The following is an 18,458-nucleotide window of genomic DNA, read 5'->3' on the forward strand; positions in this document are numbered from 1 at the left end:
GGCCGGTTCACGTGACCGAGCCACCCGAAGGCGGGCAGGGCATCCGGTAGCCGACCCAAGGCGACCGGAATCGCGATCGCATGGACGTACCCGCGATGCCGATCGCCCGGAGACCATTCCATCCATCGCCGATCCATCAGCAGGGCCGCCCGCGACAGCACGTCGATCCGGCGAAGCGCAGCACCCGACTCGAGTGGCACTCCCTGCATCGCGATGAGAATCGGCTGCTGGGCTCCGACGACGAGACCCGGCCCCAGTTGCGTCGCACGTGGCGATCGCATTCCGATACGTCACGAGTCGTGGGGCTCGAGCGAACGGGACGCTCTTTGCGAGATGCAGCGTCTGGTCGGGTGCGCTCGGCATACGAAGGGCCAGCGCCCCTCCACTCAGGCGTGGGTTCTGCTGTCGCGACGAGCGCGCACTCGTCGAACTGCGCATCCTGCCGGACGGCACCTCGAGGAGCTGACGATGATCCTCGGTATTCGGAAAGCCGCACTGCTGGGTGCTAAGACATGAGCGTCGCGCGTGGAGATGAGGCCGCGGGCTGGGGACGTGAGGCCGAGCGGCCACACGGCGCTTCCGCTGGCGGAGACGACGGACTGGGCTGCGACGTGGACCGAGAGTGCCCCGACATGAATGTCGGGGCACTCTCGACATCGAGACGACGGATGTGCGCGTACTAGTTGCTGAATCCACCCAGCGGAACGGTCTGCCACCCGATGTTGTTGTTCCGGCGATTTCCGAAACGAGAGTCAAGCGGTACGCACGCACCTTGGCTGGAGAAGGCGATGTAAGTGCCGTCATTGCCCTTGATGTTCACTGACTGAACGTTCCAGGTCCTGATCGACGCCGCGTTGTTCCGGATCTTCTGGCCATAGCCGGCGGTGCCGGTCTCCGTGTTGTTGAATGTGTCGTTGATCCACGCCTCACCGCGATTGACCCCCGTGTAGACGCGCGACGCCGAGGCGCAGTTGGGACCGTAGTAGATCTCGAAATACGGCGTGTAGGCCGCGGCCGCGACGGCATCGGGGCTGGAGATCGTGGCGGCGCTCGCGGCGGTGCCGCCTGCCAGAATGGACGCTCCGGCGACTGCCAGCGTGGTGGCGGTTCTCCAGATGCTCGCTTTGAACATGTGCACTCCTGAGGGACGAGCCATGGACCTCCCATGGGAATCCCATGTGTAGCAGCCGGGGCACTCTGCCGACAAGCCCTGAGGCTGGTGTGCGCGTGACCGACACCGGGAGATAACGGGAGCACGAGGGAATGGCCCGAGCATCGGATCGCCACCACGATCGGGAGGGACTCGGAATCCAGCTCGTGGGCGAGGTGACGTGGGGTCCGTCGGCGACGGTCGAGGGATGTGATCATGCGCGCCAGCGGGGCGGAGGTGGCGGCGAGGATCCCCGGGGATCCGGAGCCGCACGCCGGGCCGACCAGGAACCGACCGGGCCGGAGGCGCTGGCGATGGCGGACATCGCGGCCGCGGTCGCCGACGCCGACGCCGACGCCGACGCCGACGGTGGACGGTGGACGGTGGACGGTCACGCACCGGGAGGAGCTCCTCGGAGGATTCGCGCGTCACGAGCGGTCCACGAGGCGCACGAGTCACAGTTCGACGCCGGGATCATCGCGTGCAGGGCACTGCCCGCCGGCGAGATGAGGACGGTCACCTGCACCGCGAAGGACCGCGCCGGCAACAGCCGCACCACCGCATTCGACCTGATCGTGACGCGCGCCGGATCGTAACGGGCTGACGCACGTCACGACGGCCCCGCCACCTCGCCGGACGGGGGGCTGCGGCACGCGCCGGGATACTGTCGGAGGATCGCGCGACAGCACGTGTCCCGCCTGGACCGGCAGCCGCCGCGCGGAGGGAGACCACCATGACCACGCAGACCCGCCTCGTCGCCGTCACCGGCGTCACCGGCGCCATCGGGGGAGCGGTGGCCCGCCAGCTCGCCGACGCCGGGCTCCCGCAGCGGCTCCTCGCGCGCACGCCGTCGCGCGCGCCCGACCTGGCCGACGCCACGGTGCACGAGGTGACGTACGGGGATCGCGCGGCGACTCTCCGGGCGCTCACGGGCGTCGAGATCCTGTTGATGGTGTCGGCCGCCGAGGACGAGCACCGGCTCGCGCAGCACGTCGCGTTCGTCGACGCGGCGGCGGAAGCCGGCGTCCGCCACGTGGTGTACACGTCCTTCCAGGGCGCGGCCCCCGACGCGACCTTCACGCTGGCGCGCGACCACCACGCGACCGAGGACCGGATCCGCGCGTCCGGCATGGCCTGGACGTTCCTCCGCGACGCCTTCTACATCGACTTCGTCAGCCAGCTCGTCGGCGACGACGGCGTGATCCGCGGCCCCGCCGGCGACGGGCGGGTGGCCGCCGTCACGCGCGCCGACGTCGCCCAGGTGGCGGCGACGATCCTGCGGGATCCGGAGTCCCACGCGGGTGCCACCTACGAGCTGACGGGGCCGGAGGCGCTGACCATGGCCGAGATCGCGGCGACGGTCGCGGCAGCCCGGCAGCGGACCGTGACGTACCGGGACGAGACCCTCGAGGAGGCGCGCGCGTCACGTGCGGTGTGGCAGGCGCCCGAGTGGCAGCTGGACGCCTGGATCAGCACGTACACGGCCATGGCAGCCGGCGAGATGGCGCACGTGAGCGGCGACGTCGAGCGCGTCCTCGGTCGCCGGCCCGTGAGCCTGGCGGAGTTCCTGGCCTCGGAGGGGCGCGACGAGAGCCGCTCCGCATCAGCTACATGACATAACGTCGATTATCGGCGCATAGCCGATAGTCGAGGGAAGCCCCGATGGAAGGCCCTCACGGCTTCCGCGACAGCACCTCGCGCGTGACCTCCACGAGCTCCGCCGGCTCTAACGGATCCGCCGTCGCAGCGAGCTCGTCGAGCGTGAACCAGCGGTGCGCATGGATGTCGTCGAACTCGTCGGGCATCCAGTTGTCGGACACCGGCGCGAACGCCGTGGTGCGCACCAGGTAGAACGTCGAGTGGCCGGTGTCGAGGTCGCCGTCGATGCGCTGTCGCGCGTAGTCGTGCTCCCAGACCGGCTCGCCGACGGACTCGACGCGCAGGCCGGTCTCCTCGAAGAGCTCGCGGCGGGCGGCCTGGGCGGGTGACTCCCCCGGGTCGATCCCGCCGCCGGGCGTGAGCCAGCGCGGCGGCAGGTCCACGTCCACGGAGTAGTTCGTGAGGAACAGCAGCAGCCGCTCGCGCTCGTCGACCAGCAGGATGCGCGCGGTGTCGCGGACATGGCGAACGGCCTCGTCGCTCATCGCCCGCCGCCGTCGACCGGCAGGTGCCGGGCCCACCAGTCGAGGATCGCCTCGAAGCGCTGCACGCGGTGGCGCGGCCGACCGGATCGGCTGAGCTCGTGGTCCTCGCCCGGGAAGACGAGCATCTCGGTCTCGACCCCCGACCGCACGAGCGCCAGGTGGTACCGCTCGGCCTGCGACAGCGGGCAGCGGAGGTCGTCCTCGGAGTGGACGACGAGCGTCGGCGTGCGCACCTGGTGCGCGAACGCCTGCGGGCTCTGCGCGCGACGCGTCTCCTCGTCGTGGCCCGTGTACTCCTCGCCGAAGAACGTGCCGATGTCGGACGTGCCGGTGAACAGCTCCGGGTCGAGGAACCCGCGTTCGACGATGGCGCCCTGGAAGCGGTGCTCGTGCGCGATGGTCCACGCGGTGAGGTAGCCGCCGTAGGAGCCGCCCATGATGCCGGCGCGGGACCCGTCGATGGTGTCGTGCACCGCGATCGCGCCGTCGAGGAAGTCGAGCACGTCGTGCATGTCGACCGTGCCCATGCGCTCCTTGATGACGCGGCCGTGCTCCTGGCCGTAGCCGGCGGCGCCGCGCGGGTTGCACAGCAGCACCGCGTAGCTGGCGTCGGCGTAGACCTGCGCCTCGTCGAAGAGGTGCACGCCGTAGGCGGCGTAGGGCCCGCCGTGGATCACGAGGACGACCGGGTGCGGCCCCTCCCCCTCCGGCAGCACGACCCAGCCGTGCACCGGGTAGCCGTCGCGGCCCTCGACCACCAGCTCGTGCAGCGGTCGGATCCCCGCGTCGCGCAGCGGTGCGGAGAAGTCCGTGAGCGGGACGAGCGCGGAACCGGCGTCGGCGGGGCGGTCGGCGCGGACGAGCGCCAGGTCGCCGTGCGTGCGCGGGTCGGTGAGGGCGACCACGACGGCCCCTCCCCCGACGCCGACCCCGGTGATCTCGACCTGGTCGTCCACGAGCGCCTCGACGGCGCCATCCGCGGTGACGCGCAGCAGCTGCACGGTGCCGCGCGATCCGTTGAGCACGAGCACGGCGTCGCGGTCCTCCACCGTGATGCCGCTGCCGCCGAGGTCGACGGTCTCGGCGTCCGTGAGGACGCGCGGCGCGGCGTCGTCGGCGTCGAGGACGTAGAGCGCGGTGTTGCGGGCGACGAAGTCCACGCCCGACTCCCCGAGGTCCTGAGCCAGCAGGTAGATCCGGCCGCCCTCGACGGACGCGACCTCCGCGATGCCGAGCCCGGCCTCGTGCGACACCACGGTGCGGACCTCGGGCACGCCGCTCGAGGCCTCACCGCGAGCGGGGACCGCGACCGCGTAGGCACCCGAGAGCAGGTCGTCGTCACGGCCGTCGTGGCGCGAGGCCACGAACAGGACCTCGGACCCGTCGGCGGAGAAGCGCGGCGCGTCGTGGTCGACGGGCTCGTCGGTGAGGCGGACGACCGGCGGGACACCCGCGCGCTCGGCGGCGGAGGACTTCGCGTCGACGCCGTCGCCGCGCACGGCGGGATCCGCGGCATCCGTGTAGCCGGACGGCACCGCGGCCACGAAGGGCTCCGCGTCCAGCGCGGGCAGATCCACGAGGAAGAGCTGCGTGTGCCGGTCCGTGGACCAGCCGAGGCCGTTCGCGAGGTACTTCGTGGTGGCGATGCGGCGGGCGGGCTCCGCCGCGGCCGACACGCCCTCGACGCTCCCGTACCGCCCGGGCTCGGCCACGCGCGAGGCATAGACGATGCGCGAGCCGTCGGGCGACCAGTCGAACGCGCCGACACCGAGCAGCTCGTCGGTGAGGGCGACCGGCTCGCCGCCGGTCGACCGGACGACGTGCAGCTGCGGCGGCCCCTTCGGCTCCGCGCGGAGGAACGCGATGACCGATCCGTCCGGCGAGAGCCGCGGCGCAGTGTCGCGGAAGCCGCGCGTGATGCGTCGCGGCGGCGCGGACCCGTCGGTGGTCACCTCCCACAGCTGGCCGGTGTACGCGTCGGCGTGCACCCGCGGGCGCGTCACCGAGACGACGGCCAGGCGGCCGTCGGGCGATACGGCGGGGCGGGAGACGGAGGTGAGGAGGTCGAGATCCGTGGTCTTCATCGGATCGAGCCTAGCCCCGGGTCGTCGCCCGGCCCCGGGTCACTCGGGGCGGAAGCTGCTCGTGTCGCCGACGAGTCGGAGGTGCTCGGCGGGGATCGGGTCGACGACCGCGCGCGCGACCTCGGCCGCGAACTGCGAGACGTTGTAGAGACCCCCGGACGCCTCCTTGCGCTCCTGGATGGCCTCGGGGTTCATGCGGCTGAGGAGCGTGGCGGTGATGGTGCCCTCGATCATGTCGCCGGAGACGACGACGAAGCCGATGCCCCGCTCGTCGAGCTCCGGGATGAGCTCACGCAGGGCGTCCTCCCCCGCGCGCTTGCTGCGCGCGACGGCCTCGTACTCGGGCATCGTCTCGGTGGTGCGGATGAAGTGGGCCTGGTGGCTCGTGACGAAGACGACCCGGCCGCCCTCGGTCAGGAGCGGCAGCGCGCTGCGCAGGACGTTCAGCTGCGCGTCGCGGTTGAGCGTCATGGCGTAGTCCTCGGCCATGCCGCTCTCCATGCCGCCGGATGCGTTCAGGACGAGCACGTCGAGGCCGCCGAGCTCGGCGCGGACGGTCTCCATGAGGCGGTCGACGGACTCGTGATCCGTGAGGTCCGCCCCGACCGCGATGGCCTTCGTGCCGCCCTCGACCAGCTTCGCGACGAGCTTCTCGGCGCGCGCGGCCTTGTTGCGGTAGTTGACGACCACGTCGGCGCCCGCTTCGGCGAGGTACGCGACCGTGTCGGCGCCGATCCCGCGGGACGAGCCGGTGACGAGCGCGCGGCGGCCGCGGAGCTCGTCGGGGGCGAAGGGGCGGATCTCGTCGACGGTGCTCACAGCGGTACTCCTCCAGGTGTGCGCGCCGTTCGCGCGCGACGGGTCGTCCGGCGAGGGACGGATCGGGACGGGCCGCGCGGGCGGGACACCACGCTGACGGCCAGGAGAGCCTATCGCCCGCCGTCCCGGCGGTGGGCTAGGTTCGGGTCATCCGGTCCACGGAGCGAGGGAGCAGCGGGTGACGGTCCTGCTCGACGACCACGCGTGGATCGTCTGGCTCGCCCTCGTCGTGACGGCGGTCGTCGTGGAGATGCGGCGGCTCGACCTGATGGGGCTCTCCGGCGGTGCCGCTGCGCTCGCGGGCCTGCTGTCCGGCCTCGTGGGCGCGCACTGGTGGCTGCAGGCGGTCGTCGCCCTCGTGGCCGCGTCCGCCCTGCTCGGATCCGCGCGACCGGCGCTGCTCCGCGCCCTGCCCGTCGAGGGCCGCCGCGAGGGCGACGACCTCGGACCGGGCGACCCGGCTGCCACGTCCGACGACGACGGACGGCCCGCGTGACGCGCAGCGCCTGGTTCGACGGCGCAGTGCCCCGCGTCCTCGCGCACCGCGGCTGGACCGGATCCGGTGCCGTGGAGAACACCCTCGATGCCTTCCGCGCGGCGTGGGAGCTCGGCGCGACCCATCTCGAGACGGACGTGCACGTCACGGCCGACGGCGCGTGCGTGCTCTGGCACGACGCCGACCTCCGACGCCTCACGGGCCGCCCCGGTCTCGTCCGCGACGCGACGCTCGAGGAGCTGCGCGCCATCGACCTCGGATCCGGCGCGCGCGTCGCCACGCTCGGCGAGCTGCTCGCGGCCCTGCCCGACGCGCGACTGAACATCGACGTCAAGGGCCGGGATGCGCCCGCCGCCGCCGCTCGGGCGATCCGCGACGCCGACGCCGTCGACCGCGTGCTCGTCACGTCGTTCTCGGGTTCCCGACGGCGACGCGCGCTGGCCCTCCTCCCCGGCGCTGCCACGTCCGCCGACGCGGGTCGCCTCGTCCTCGCGGTCCTCGGCGCGCGGCTCGCGCTCGCGCCGGTCGTGCGCCTCGCCCTCCGCGGTGTCGACGCCGTGCAGATGCCCTGTCGGGTGATCGGGATCCGCACCGTCTCCCCCGTGATGGTCGGCCGGCTCGGGCGCGCCGTCCGCGAGGTGCACGTCTGGACGGTGGACGACCCCCGGCGAGATGATCCGCCTGGTCAGGGCCGGGGTCCACGGCATCGTGACCGACCGCGCCGACCTCGCGCTCGCCGCCATGGGCGACAGGGACTGGGATTCGCCTGGGAACAGGGTGTCCTGAGAAAGGATCCTCACAGCCGCACGGTTTACAACGGGGAGTGCATCGCGAGAGGAGACCACCATGGCAGATCGCAGCTTGCGCGGGATGCGGCTCGGGTCCACGAGCCTGCAGAGCGAGGAGGGCGTCAGCTTCTCCCCCCGGCAGAGGAAGACGTACCGCACGACCGACGGCACCACGTTCGAGGTCGTGTTCTCGGCCGACGCCGAGGTCCCCGAGGTCTGGGAGTCGCCGAAGAGCGGCTTGGAGGGACGCCTCCTCGACGCGGAGGGCGCGCCCGTCGCCCACGACGAGGTCGAGGCGAAGGTCCCCCGGAGCCACTGGGACATGCTGCTCGAGCGCCGGACGCGCGCCGAGCTCGAGGAGCTCCTCGAGGAGCGCCTCGCCACCCTCCGCGCGCGGCGCGGTCAGCACCGCATCGGCGCCTGACCCGACCCCTCCGCTCGCGAACCGTCTACAGGAGCACCCCTCGGCCTCGCCGGGGGGTGCTCCTCTGCGTGCGGGCGGCGCGGACCGTCAGCGCGCGGTTCGGCGCCCGCGGCGCCCGAGCGCGATCCCGGAGACGGCCAGAGCGCCGAGGCCGAGGCCCGAGACGAGCCACTCGATGTCGCGACCCACGAGGATCGCTGGCGTGACGACGTCGGCGGTCGGCACGTCGACCACCATCGACCCGGCGGTGAACCAGGGCAGCCGGTCGATGTCCCGCCCGTCCGGGCCGACGATCGCGCTGGTGCCGACGGTCGAGATGTTGACGACGCTCCGACCCGTCTCGAGCGCCCGCATCCGGGCGATCGCCAGCTGCTGCACGCTCTCGTCGGTGCGCCCGAAGTCGGCGTTGTTCGACTGGGCGAGGATGAGGCCAGCGCCCTCGTGGACCATGTCGGTCGTCAGCTGGTCGTCGACGATGTCGAAGCAGATCGCGATGCCGGCGGTGACCCCCGCGACGTCCATCACCTGATCCGTCGTGCCCGGCGTGTACTCGCGCTGGATGAGGCCGATGAGGTCGGGCGCGAACGGCTCCCAGAACGCGCGATCGGGCACGTACTCGCCGAAGGGCACGGGGTGCTTCTTGTCGTAGTGGTCGGTCGCCCCTCCCCCGGTCCACACGAGCGACTCGTTGTAGTAGCGGCCGTCGCGCTCGGTGACCGTGCCCACGACGAGCGGGGCGCCGAGGCGCGCGACCACGCGGTCGAGGGCGGCGGCCGAGCCGGGGTCCCGCAGCGGATCCGCATCCGCCGCGTTCTCGGGCCACACCACCATGTCGACTCCGGCGTCCGACGGGATCTCCGCGGTGGCGGCCAGATGCGCGCGGAGGATGTCGCCGTAGCGCGCGCCGTCGAAGTACCCGGCCTTCGCGTTCCCCTGCACAGCGGCGACCCGGGTCGTCCCGGTGGTCGTGACGGGGAACGCGGGCACGACGAGCACGAGGGCGACGGCGATCCCCGCGACGAGCGAACGGGACGCGCGCCGCACGCGCTCCTCCGCGGCGAGCTCGAGCAGCAGCGCGACGAGGAGGACGAGCACGAAGGACAGGCCGGAGAGACCGAGCCACGTCACGAGGTGCGCGAACGGGCTCTCCGACTGCGACAGCGACACGCGTCCCCAGGCGAAGCCGCCGTAGGGCCAGACCGCGGAGATCGCCTCGCGCGCGGTCCACAGCCCGGCGATCGCGACCGGCAGCAGCACCACGCGGCCGGCGACCGTCGGGAACGCGCGTGGGATCCAGCGCGTCGCCGTCGCGATGGCGACGGCCCCGGTCGCGACGAAGAGCGACTCCAGGGCGGACAGCGCGATCCACGGCACCGGCCCGAGGTACAGCGACGCCCACTCGATGTGCGTGAGGTAGAAGGCGAGCCCGGCCACGAGCCCGATGAGGAACGCGGGACCGGGACGTCTGCCGCGCAGCGCGAGGAGCGCGAGGGCGATCCCGGGGAACACGAGCGGCCACAGCCCGCGGTCGGGGAACGCCGCGTCCATGACCGGTCCGGACGCCGCGGCGGCGAGGAGCGCACCCCACAGCGGCAACGGCGGACGGACGGGCTCCGCGGGCGAGGGCATGAGGACGGAGCGCTCCCGACGGGGAGCCCGGGCGAGCGCGGTCACACCGAGGAGTACGCGACGATGCCGCGCCGGATGCTGTCGAGCGCCGTGCGGGCGTTCCGGGAGACGGGGCCGTCGGCCACGACGGAGAGCTGGTCCAGGAGGTCGATGGTCTGCTTCGTCCAGCGGACGAAGTCGCCGGCGGCGAGGTCGGCCTCGTCGAGCACGGCATCGAGGCTGCCGCCGCGCGCCCAGCGGTGCATCGGGGCGCACAGGCCGGTCGAGAGCGGATCCGTCGTCGGCAGCCGGCGCTCGCGCTCGACGTCGTCGAGGCGCGACCAGATCTCCTCCGTGCGCTCGAGCGCCGCGCGGAAGGCGCCGCGCGGGAGGTTGCGGTCGTTGCGGTCGCCCTCATCACGGCGCGGCTGGTAGACCAGCGAGGCGGCCATGGCGGCGAGGGCTGCAGGATCGAGGTCGACCCACACCTGCGTGCGCAGGCACTCCGCGATGAGGAGGTCGCGGTCGCCGTAGATGCGCTTGAGCATCCGGCCGTTGGGCGTCGGCGCGACCTGGCCGTCCGTGGCGCGCTTGAGGTAGCCGAGCGAGAGCAGCAGCTCGGTGACGCGGTCGAAGACCTTGGCCACGGCGTTGGTGCGGGTGCGGATCTGCTGCCCGAGCGCATCCGTCTGCCGCTTGAGGCGCCACCAGCGCTCCGCCCAGCGCGCGTGCGACTCGCGGTCCTTGCAGGCGTGGCAGGGGTGCGCCTTCATCCGGCGACGGAGGTCGGTCAGCTGGCGCTGCCGCTTGTCGCGCTCCCCGTGCTGGCCGGGCTGCTGCATGTCGGCTCGGGCGGCGGTGGCGCGCTCGAGGTCGCTGAGCTCGCGGCGGAGGCCCGAGTACTCGCGGAAGTCGCCGAGGTGGCAGACCATCGCCTTCTCGTACCCGGCGAGCGACTCCTCCTGGGTGCGCACCTTCCGCGCGAGGTCGACGACCGCACGGTCGGCCTGGAACTGCGCGAACGACGACTCGAGCACCTCGCGCGTGCGCTCCCGGCCGAACTGGTCGATGAGGTTGACGGCCATGTTGTACGTGGGACGGAAGCTCGAGTTGAGGGGGTACGTGCGGCGGGAGGCGAGCGAGGCGACGGCCTGCGGATCCAGCCCGTCCTTCCACTGGATCACGGCGTGACCCTCCACGTCGATGCCGCGGCGGCCGGCGCGGCCGGTCAGCTGCGTGTACTCCCCCGGCGTGAGCGGCACGCGCGCCTCGCCGTTGAACTTCTCGAGCTGCTCGAGGACGACCGTGCGCGCGGGCATGTTGATGCCGAGCGCGAGGGTCTCCGTGGCGAACACGGCCTTCACGAGCTTCCGCTGGAAGAGCTCTTCGACGACCTCCTTGAAGGCGGGCAGCATGCCCGCGTGGTGCGCCGCGACCCCGCGCTCCAGGCCCTCGAGCCACTCCCAGTAGCCGAGGACGGCGAGGTCCTCGTCGCGGAGCGTGCGGCAGCGCTCCTCCACGACGGCGCGGATCTCGTCGCGCTCGTGCGCGTGGGTGAGACGGACGCCGGCGCGCAGCACCTGCTTGACGGCCGCGTCGCAGCCCGCGCGGCTGAAGATGAAGAAGATCGCGGGCAGCAGGTTGCGCTCCTCGAGGAGGGCGACGACCTCGGGGCGGTCCATGCGGCCGCGGTCCCAGGGGCCTGGTGCCCGCTTGCCGGATCCGCCGACGGCCCCCGTCCGGCCCCGCGAGTGCCCCTGGCCGCCGCGCACGCGGACGGCCTCGCGACCCCCGCCGTGCGTCATGCGGACGAGCTCGGGGTTCACGCGGTGCGTCGCGGCGAGACCGGACGAGTCGAAGAGGTCGACCATGCGGTGCCGCACGATGACGTGCTGCTCGAGGGGCACGGGCCGCTCCTCGGAGACGATGACGTCCGTCTCGCCGCGCACCGCCTGCAGCCAGTCGCCGAACTCCTCGGCGTTGGACACGGTCGCGCTCAGCGAGATCATCCGGACGCTCTGCGGGAGGTGGATGATGACCTCCTCCCACACGGCGCCGCGGAAGCGGTCGGCCAGGTAGTGCACCTCGTCCATGATCACGAAGGCGAGGTCGCGGAGCAGGTCGGAGTCCGCGTAGAGCATGTTGCGCAGCACCTCGGTCGTCATCACGACGATGCGCGCGCGGCTGTTGACGTTGGTGTCGCCCGTGAGCAGGCCCACCTCGTCCGGCCCGTACTCGGCCACGAGCTCGGCGTACTTCTGGTTGCTGAGCGCCTTCATCGGCGCCGTGTAGAAGATCTTGGCGCTCGGCCGCTGCATCGCGAGGTACACCGCGAACTCGGCCACGATCGTCTTCCCCGCGCCCGTCGGCGCCGCGACGAGGACGCTGCGCCCGTTCTCCAGCGACTCCGCGGCGGCGCGCTGGAAGGGATCGAGGTCGAAGCGCAGGCCGCTCGCGAACGACTCGAGGAGCGGGAGGCTGCGACGCGTTCGGGAGGCCGCGTAGCGTTCGGCGGGCGAGAGCTGGTCTGTCACGATGTCGCCATCCTAGGCTCCGGATCCGCGCGCCGGCCGGGGGCGCACGCGACGACGCCCGCCCCTCGCGGGACGGGCGTCGGAGCCGAGCGGATCAGGACAGCAGGTCGTCCGTCATCGCGGCGGCCTTGCGCGCGCGGCGCCGGTCGTTGAGCAGCGCGATGCCCGCGGCGACGAGGTAGAGCAGCGTCATCGGGACGGCCAGCAGGAACATCGACATGACGTCGGCGGCCGGGGTAGCGATGGCGCAGAACAGGATGATCAGCAGGATCGCGATGCGCCACGACTTGATGATCGTCGCGCCGCTGAGGATCCCCATGAAGTTGAACAGCACGAGGAACACGGGCAGCACGAACGCGATGCCCACCGCGAAGACCAGCTTCAGCACGAAGTCGAAGTACTCGCGCGCGGTGATGAACGACGAGTCGCCCGCGCCCGCGAACTGCGTGAGGAGCGCGACGATGTGCGGCAGGACGAACCAGCCGGCGGCGCAGCCCGCGAGGAACAGCGGCACGGCGGAGAAGAAGAAGCCGAACGTGTAGCGGCGCTCCGTCTTCGTGAGGCCGGGCACCAGGAAGGCGAACACCTGGTAGAGCCACACGGGGCTCGAGATGATGAGTCCCACGTAGAGCGCGATCTGCAGGCGCAGGTCGAACGCCGACGTGATCGTCGGGAAGTTGAGGCTGGCGTTCCGCCCCTGCTCCGCGTTGATGGTCTCGATCGGCTGGCGCAGCGCCTCCAGCACGAACGACGAGAGGAACCAGCCGGCCACCATCGCCAGGATGATCGCCACGCCCGCGATGAACAGGCGCTTCTTGAGCTCCAGCAGGTGCTGGACGAGGGACATGCGTCTCTCCGCGTCGCGCTTCTTCTGGCGGGGACGCTCGGTGGTGCTCACGGATCAGGCGCTGGGGCGGGAGTCCCCGCCGTCGCGCGGGGAGTCGTAGCGCGGGGCGTCGTAGCGGGGCTCGTCGACGCGGGACTCGCCGGGGCGCACGTAGTCGCGCGGCGTGGCGTCGCGGTCGTCGGCGCGGTAGCGCTCCTCGTCGCGGCGGCGGTTCTCGTCGCGGGTGTCATCGCGGCGGTCGGAGCCGCTCTCCTCCTTCATGGTCTTCACCTCGCCCTTGAAGATGCGCATGGACTGGCCGACGCTCTTGGCGAGGGCGGGCAGCTTCGTGGAACCGAAGAGCAGCACGATGACGACGAGGATGATGACGAGGTGCCATCCGGTCAGGTTTCCGAGCATGTGGTTCACGTTCCTTCAGGTCGGGGGGCCGGACAGTCGTTGTCGGGATCCACGGCGAGTCTACCGTCGCGACCCGTCAGGACACCCTGTGCGGCATTGCGGTTCACCCGGATTTCCCCTGCCCGGACCACTGGTCCGGGCGGCGTCCTCCGATGCAGGGTGTTCGGAGCCCGGCCCCCTGCCGCTGGGTGCCGCGGCTCAGTCGGCGTCGTCGTAGGCGGCCGCGGCCCGCTCGGCCCACTCGGCCACCGCCGCCCGCGCCTCCGGCGGCGACGTCACGACGACCACGCCCGCCATGCCCGCGACCAGGCGCACGAGGCCCTGGTAGTGCGCGACGCGCACGGTGACCGCGACGCGGCCGGGGCGGCCGGCGACCGGGAGGGGCCGCTCGTCGCCCACGAAGTCGCCGAGGAGCGGGAGCGCCGAATCCTGGACCTCGAGCGTGACGCGGAGGTCGTCGGGGCTCGGCTCGAAGAGGGTGTCGCCGAGCACCACGTCCTGCGGCCGGTGCTCGGGCGGGAGGTCGGTGACCACGAGCTCGTCGAGGCGGTCGAGGCGGAACGTGCGGACGGCGCCGCGGGCCAGGTCCCAGCCGCGCAGGTACCAGTCCTCGTCCATCGACTCCAGGCGCAGCGGATCCACGACGCGGCGCTCCGTGCCGCCGCGGGGGCTCCGGTAGTCGAACTCGACCCGGCGCTCCTCCGCGATTGCACGGCGGAGGTCGTCGCGGGTGCCGTCTCCCGCCCCGGCCGCGACCGCGACCTGGCTGGGGCTCGCCGAGGATCCGCGCGCGAGCTTCGCCATGAGCTGGCCGACGAGGTCGAGGTCGCTGGCGTCCGCCTGGGAGGAGACGTACTGGAGGCCGGCGATGAGCGCGGCCGCCTCCCGGGCAGAGAAGCGCGGCGAGTCGTCGATGGCGACCATGTGCGTGATGACGATCTGGTCGTTGTCCTCGAAGTCGTCCCACGCGATGTCGAACAGGTCGCCGTGCTGGTACGAGGCCGTGGATCCGGGGACGCCGGACACCGCGATGAGGCGCACGGCCTGGCGGATCTGCTCGGGCGGCACCCGGAAGTGCGCGGCCGCCTGGCTGACGCTGACGCGTCCGTGGTCGGTGAGGTACGGCACGAGCGCCAGCAGGAACGCCAGCTTGTCCTGCGCCTGGAGCGGCGCGGCGCGGTCGGTCATGATGCGTCCTCCCGATGGGCGGCGACGGTCTCGGCGAGCCGGGCGCGCACGGCGTCCCGCAGCTTCGGCGGCGCGATCACGCGGGCCTCCGGGCCGAAGCCCGCGACCTCGTCGGCGAAGAGGTTCGTGTCGGAGTAGTGCACGCGGAGGCGCCCGTCGCCGAGGTCCTCCGTGCCGCGACGACGGCGCAGGCGGATCTCCGCGTCGGATCCAGGGGCCACCGCCACCTCCCCCACCCCGTTCGCCCACACGCGGTCGAGGTCGGCGAGGGCGCGCTCGGCGTGGTCCTCCCCCTCGGGGACGAAGCCGCGGCTCGTCACGCGCACGCGGTCGACGATGCGCGAGAGCAGGAACGTGCGCGGACCGTCGGCGTCCTGGTCGATGCCGTGCAGGTGCCAGCGGCCCTGGTGCTGGACGAGCGCGAGGGGCGCGACCGTGCGGATCCGAGCGGTCCGCTCCCCCGGCTTGAGGTAGCCGAAGGAGACGAGGACGTGCCGCTCGAGCGCGACGCTCAGGGGCGCGAAGGCCGCCTCGCGCGTGCGCAGCCGGGGTGCGTAGCCGATGAGGGGGTCGTCGGACTCCACGCCGAGCGAGCGCAGCTTGATGAGCGCGCGGCGCGACTCCCCCGAGAGCGACCCCTCGCGCCACACCATGGCCGCGAGGTTGAGGAGCGTCGTCTCCTCCGGCGTGAAGGACAGGTCGGCGGGGAGCTCGTACGCACCGCGAGGGATCCGGTAGCGCAGGAGCTGGTTGTTGCCCTCCTGGCCCGGCGCCTCCACGGTCTCCAGCGGCACGCCGAGGTCGCGGATGTCGTCCTTGTCGCGCTCGAACTGGCGCTCCAGGTTGGCGTTGTCGCCGCCGGAGCGGTAGCGCTGCCTGTACCCCTGGACGCTCGAGAGGACCTCGTTCTTCGTCAGGCCCTGCTCTGTCGCGAGCAGCGCCAGCACGAGGCTGAACAGGCGCTCCTCGACGGGCACGGTCGGTCGGCGGGATGTCTCGGGCACGCGGTGGTCCTCACGTCGGTGCAGCCCCCGGCCGGTGGCGATGCGTCGTTACTTGGTGGTGCTTGTCCCGAGGATATCCACCACGTAGACGAGCGTGGACCCCGCGGGCACCTTGGCGGAGCCCTGGTCGCCGAATCCCTCGGCCGGCGGGACGACCGCTATGACCTGGTCGCCGACGTGCTTGCCGACCAGGGCCTTCGCGAGGCCGGGCGTGACGACGAGCGAGGAGGCCGCACCGGTGGAGGGCGCCGCCGTGGTGGCGGTCGCGGGCACCTGCAGGGGGCCGCCGCCGGTCCAGCTGGATCCGAAGACGGCCTGCTTCTCGGCCGACGTGCTCGTGCCCCAGACGACGCCGGTGTACTGCAGCGTGACGGTGTCGCCGTCGCCGACCTCGGCGCCATCGCCGGCGCGGAGGAGGGCGTCGCGGTACTCGGTGGGCGGCGTGCTCGGCGGGATGGTGATCCCGGGGACGCCGTCGTCCGTCGTGACGACGGACGGGAAGCCGGCCTGGGCGGGCCGCGGCTCGCCGGTGGCCTTCGCCGGGAAGGACGAGGTGATGTCGACGATGAGGACGAGGCCGTCGGTGGCGTCGAGTCCCTGGGACGAGAGGTCCTGGCCGGGGAAGACCGTGGAGACGGGGACCGTCACCGCGAGGCGCGAGCCGACGGGCATGCACGTCATCGCGTCCTCGAGGTACGGCAGCGACTCGTGCAGGGAGGCAGGCGTGAAGAGCGGCGAACCGGTGGTGCGGGCGTTGGGCGCGATGCGCGCGTAGTCCGCGAGGTCCTTGCCGGTCTTGCCGTCGACGATGGATGCCGCGGCCGTGATGCCCTGGTTCGGCTGCACGGGCGCGCCGTCGCCCTCGACGAGGGTGGAGACCTCGACGCCCGCGGGCTTGAGCGGCGTGGGGAACGCGACCGAGGCGGGCGCGCTGCCGACGTCGCCCGTGGCGGTGACCGTGCTCGACGACGTGCCGGCCTGGGCGAGGGGCGTGCAGCCCGCCGCCGCACCCGATGAGGAGCCGGAGGGGCTGCAGGCGGCGAGCGTCAGGACGAGCCCTGCGCAGACGGTGAGCGCGGCGGAACGGCGCACGTGACTCCTCTTTCGATGGTGGGGGCGGCCGGCACGCACCCGCGTGATCGGCCCTGTCATCCTAGGCGGTGGGGTCGCCGGGCTCCGGCGCATCGGCCGCGTCGGCGGGGACGACCCCGCCGTCCGCCTCCGCCTGGTCCCGGGCGCGCGCGAGCTGGGCGCCGTGCTCCGCGATGCGGACGCGCTTGCGCAGGACCTTGTCGCTCACCTTGCGCTCGCCGAGCGATCCGGGGGTCCAGGCCTCCATGTCCTCGTCGCTGAAGTCGGACTTCGACGCGCGGCGCTTGAGCTGCGGCAGGACGGATCCGGGTGCCAGGCGGCGCGCCGTGATGAGGAAGCCGGTGTGCCCGATCATGCGGTGCTCGGGACGGACGGCGAGGCCCTCCACGTGCCAGCCGCGGATCATGGTCTCGCTCGCGTCGGGGTTCGTGAACAGCCCGGAGTCGCGGAGCGCCTCCGCCACGCGCGACAGCTGCGTGACCGTGGCCACATAGCAGAGCAGGACGCCGCCGGGGGTGAGCGCCTCGGCGACAGCGTCGACGCACTCCCACGGCGCGAGCATGTCGAGGATCACGCGGTCGACCGAGTGCGGCTCGGTGACGGTCGGCAGTGCCTCCGCCAGGTCGCCGAGGGTGATGGACCAGTTCTCCGGGCTGTGGCCGAAGTAGCTCGAGACGTTGCCGCGGGCGACGTCCGCGAACTCCTCGCGGCGCTCGAAGGAGAGGAGCGTGCCGGTCGGCCCGAGGGCCCGCAGCAGCCACATGGAGAGGGCGCCGGATCCGACGCCCGCCTCCACGACGGTGGCGCCCGGGAACACGTCGGCGAGCCCGAGGATCTGCGCGGCGTCCTTCGGGTAGATGATCGCGGCGCCGCGGGGCATCGACATGACGACGTCCGAGAGCAGCGGGCGGAGCGCGAGGCACTCGATCCCCGCGCTGTTCTTCACGACGCTGCCGTCGGGCAGGCCGATGAGGTCGTCGTGGTCGATCATGCCGCGGTGGGTGTGGAACACCTTGCCGTGCTCGAGCAGGATCGTGTTGAGCCGGCCCTTGGGGCCCGTGAGCTGCACGCGGTCGCCCGCGCGGAACGGTCCGCTGAAGCGGGCGGCGGCGGTGTCGACGGTCACGCGTCCACCTCGTCGCGGATCGGGGCCGCGGCGAGGCGGTCGGCGTGGGCCGCCTCGAGGTCGGCGAGCGTGCGGCCGGCGAGGGTGTCCCAGAGCACGTAGGCGTCATCGGCGGGCAGCGGGACGTGGTGCGGCACGGCGACGACGGTCGCGCCCGATGCGGTGGCGGAGGCGACGCCCGGAGCGGAGTCCTCGATGGCGACGCAGTCGCGGATGTCCACGCCGAGGAGGTCGGCGGCGGCGAGGTAGGCCTCGGGATGGGGCTTGCTGCGGGCCACGTCGTCGCCGGCGACGACGTGGTCGAACGCGTCGAACGGCACGGCGTCGGCGACCTGGCGCGCCATGCGGCCGATGCTCATGGTGACGAGCGCGGTGGGGATGCCGGCCTCGCGGATCTCGCGGAGGAGCTCGCGCGCGCCGGGGCGCCACGGCACCTCGACGAGGATCTGCTCCATGACGCGGTCGCTCAGCCGGTCGATGATCTCCGCGACGGGCAGGTCGACGCCCGCCCCCTGCAGGATCCGCGCCGAGTCGTCCAGCCCGTTGCCGACGAGCCGGAGCCCGTCCTCGTGGGTCCACGTGCCGCCGAAGGAGCCGACCAGGGCCTCCTCCGCCACCATCCAGTAGGGCTCCGTGTCCACGATGGTGCCGTCCATGTCCCAGAGGACGGCCGCGGGTCTGTTGCTGATCACGGGGAGCGAGTCTACCGGCGAGGCGCCGCGTCCTAGGATCGTACGATGACCGCCGGCCGGGCG

At 72.6% G+C, this 18,458-nt stretch carries 17 protein-coding genes and 1 pseudogene; 5 read left to right on the forward strand and 13 right to left on the reverse strand.

Features of this window, described 5'->3' with window-relative positions:
- Positions 1-679 precede the first annotated feature (679 nt).
- On the reverse strand, positions 680-1,132 hold the full coding sequence (locus tag K0V08_RS04150; RefSeq protein ID WP_128516980.1) for a hypothetical protein: 453 nt from the start codon (positions 1,130-1,132) through the stop codon (positions 680-682).
- A 332-nt stretch (positions 1,133-1,464) separates the two neighbouring features.
- Between K0V08_RS04150 and K0V08_RS04155 the strand changes: the two genes are divergently transcribed.
- Positions 1,465-1,746: a hypothetical protein gene (locus tag K0V08_RS04155; protein ID WP_079533215.1), complete on the forward strand. Its 282-nt coding sequence runs from the start codon at positions 1,465-1,467 to the stop codon at positions 1,744-1,746.
- Between the two features lie 137 nt (positions 1,747-1,883).
- Entirely contained in the window at positions 1,884-2,765 is an 882-nt protein-coding gene (locus tag K0V08_RS04160) for an SDR family oxidoreductase (protein WP_079533218.1), read from the forward strand.
- Between the two features lie 58 nt (positions 2,766-2,823).
- Here the strand turns inward: K0V08_RS04160 and K0V08_RS04165 are convergent, their stop codons facing one another.
- From K0V08_RS04165 to K0V08_RS04175, 3 genes are read right to left on the reverse strand one after another with little or no spacing between them, the layout of a single operon-like run.
- Positions 2,824-3,294: an NUDIX hydrolase gene (locus tag K0V08_RS04165; protein WP_012038366.1), complete on the reverse strand. Its 471-nt coding sequence runs from the start codon at positions 3,292-3,294 to the stop codon at positions 2,824-2,826.
- Complete coding sequence (locus K0V08_RS04170) at positions 3,291-5,378, reverse strand: S9 family peptidase (protein ID WP_079533220.1); 2,088 nt, start codon at positions 5,376-5,378, stop codon at positions 3,291-3,293. Before K0V08_RS04170 ends, K0V08_RS04165 begins: the two co-directional genes overlap by 4 nt.
- A 39-nt stretch (positions 5,379-5,417) precedes the next feature.
- Complete coding sequence (locus K0V08_RS04175; protein WP_079533223.1) at positions 5,418-6,197, reverse strand: SDR family oxidoreductase; 780 nt, start codon at positions 6,195-6,197, stop codon at positions 5,418-5,420.
- 178 nt (positions 6,198-6,375) lie between these two features.
- On the opposite strand from K0V08_RS04175, the gene K0V08_RS04180 reads away from it, so the two are divergent.
- The 3 genes and pseudogenes from K0V08_RS04180 (at position 6,376) to K0V08_RS04190 (ending at position 7,905) form a co-directional block, all read left to right on the forward strand.
- A complete protein-coding gene (locus K0V08_RS04180; RefSeq protein ID WP_012038369.1) occupies positions 6,376-6,693 on the forward strand; it encodes a hypothetical protein in 318 nt (105 codons plus the stop codon).
- A gap of 71 nt (positions 6,694-6,764) precedes the next feature.
- Positions 6,765-7,304, forward strand: a pseudogene (locus K0V08_RS04185) (glycerophosphodiester phosphodiesterase family protein); the annotation flags it as partial.
- Positions 7,305-7,539: 235 nt separating this feature from the next.
- Positions 7,540-7,905 (forward strand): RNA polymerase-binding protein RbpA, encoded by a 366-nt coding sequence (locus K0V08_RS04190; protein WP_012038371.1) that lies wholly within the window; start codon positions 7,540-7,542, stop codon positions 7,903-7,905.
- A gap of 87 nt (positions 7,906-7,992) precedes the next feature.
- Here K0V08_RS04190 and lnt read toward each other — a convergent pair whose 3' ends face one another.
- The 9 genes from lnt to K0V08_RS04235 all read right to left on the reverse strand — a co-directional run bounded on the left by lnt (position 7,993) and on the right by K0V08_RS04235 (position 18,395).
- A complete protein-coding gene (gene lnt / locus K0V08_RS04195; protein ID WP_079533765.1) occupies positions 7,993-9,534 on the reverse strand; it encodes an apolipoprotein N-acyltransferase in 1,542 nt (513 codons plus the stop codon).
- Between the two features lie 41 nt (positions 9,535-9,575).
- Positions 9,576-12,047, reverse strand: a complete 2,472-nt coding sequence (locus K0V08_RS04200) for a DEAD/DEAH box helicase (protein ID WP_079533226.1) — start codon at positions 12,045-12,047, stop codon at positions 9,576-9,578.
- Positions 12,048-12,141: 94 nt separating this feature from the next.
- The gene (gene tatC / locus K0V08_RS04205) at positions 12,142-12,894 is read right to left on the reverse strand and encodes a twin-arginine translocase subunit TatC (protein WP_012038374.1); all 753 of its coding nucleotides are present in this window, start codon (positions 12,892-12,894) and stop codon (positions 12,142-12,144) included.
- A gap of 54 nt (positions 12,895-12,948) precedes the next feature.
- A complete protein-coding gene (gene tatA / locus K0V08_RS04210) occupies positions 12,949-13,293 on the reverse strand; it encodes a Sec-independent protein translocase subunit TatA (RefSeq protein WP_012038375.1) in 345 nt (114 codons plus the stop codon).
- Between the two features lie 198 nt (positions 13,294-13,491).
- Entirely contained in the window at positions 13,492-14,481 is a 990-nt protein-coding gene (locus K0V08_RS04215; RefSeq protein ID WP_012038376.1) for a helix-turn-helix transcriptional regulator, read from the reverse strand.
- The gene (locus tag K0V08_RS04220) at positions 14,478-15,485 is read right to left on the reverse strand and encodes a helix-turn-helix transcriptional regulator (protein WP_012038377.1); all 1,008 of its coding nucleotides are present in this window, start codon (positions 15,483-15,485) and stop codon (positions 14,478-14,480) included. Before K0V08_RS04220 ends, K0V08_RS04215 begins: the two co-directional genes overlap by 4 nt.
- Positions 15,486-15,533: 48 nt before the next feature.
- Positions 15,534-16,577, reverse strand: coding sequence for an FKBP-type peptidyl-prolyl cis-trans isomerase (locus K0V08_RS04225; RefSeq protein WP_012038378.1), 1,044 nt, complete (start codon positions 16,575-16,577; stop codon positions 15,534-15,536).
- Between the two features lie 61 nt (positions 16,578-16,638).
- Complete coding sequence (locus K0V08_RS04230; RefSeq protein WP_079533227.1) at positions 16,639-17,703, reverse strand: tRNA (adenine-N1)-methyltransferase; 1,065 nt, start codon at positions 17,701-17,703, stop codon at positions 16,639-16,641.
- Positions 17,700-18,395, reverse strand: a complete 696-nt coding sequence (locus tag K0V08_RS04235; RefSeq protein ID WP_079533228.1) for an HAD family hydrolase — start codon at positions 18,393-18,395, stop codon at positions 17,700-17,702. The genes K0V08_RS04230 and K0V08_RS04235 overlap by 4 nt, the downstream gene beginning before the upstream one ends.
- Positions 18,396-18,458: the final 63 nt, after the last annotated feature.

The sequence above is a fragment of the Clavibacter michiganensis genome, assembly GCF_021216655.1.
Lineage (GTDB): Bacteria > Actinomycetota > Actinomycetes > Actinomycetales > Microbacteriaceae > Clavibacter > Clavibacter michiganensis.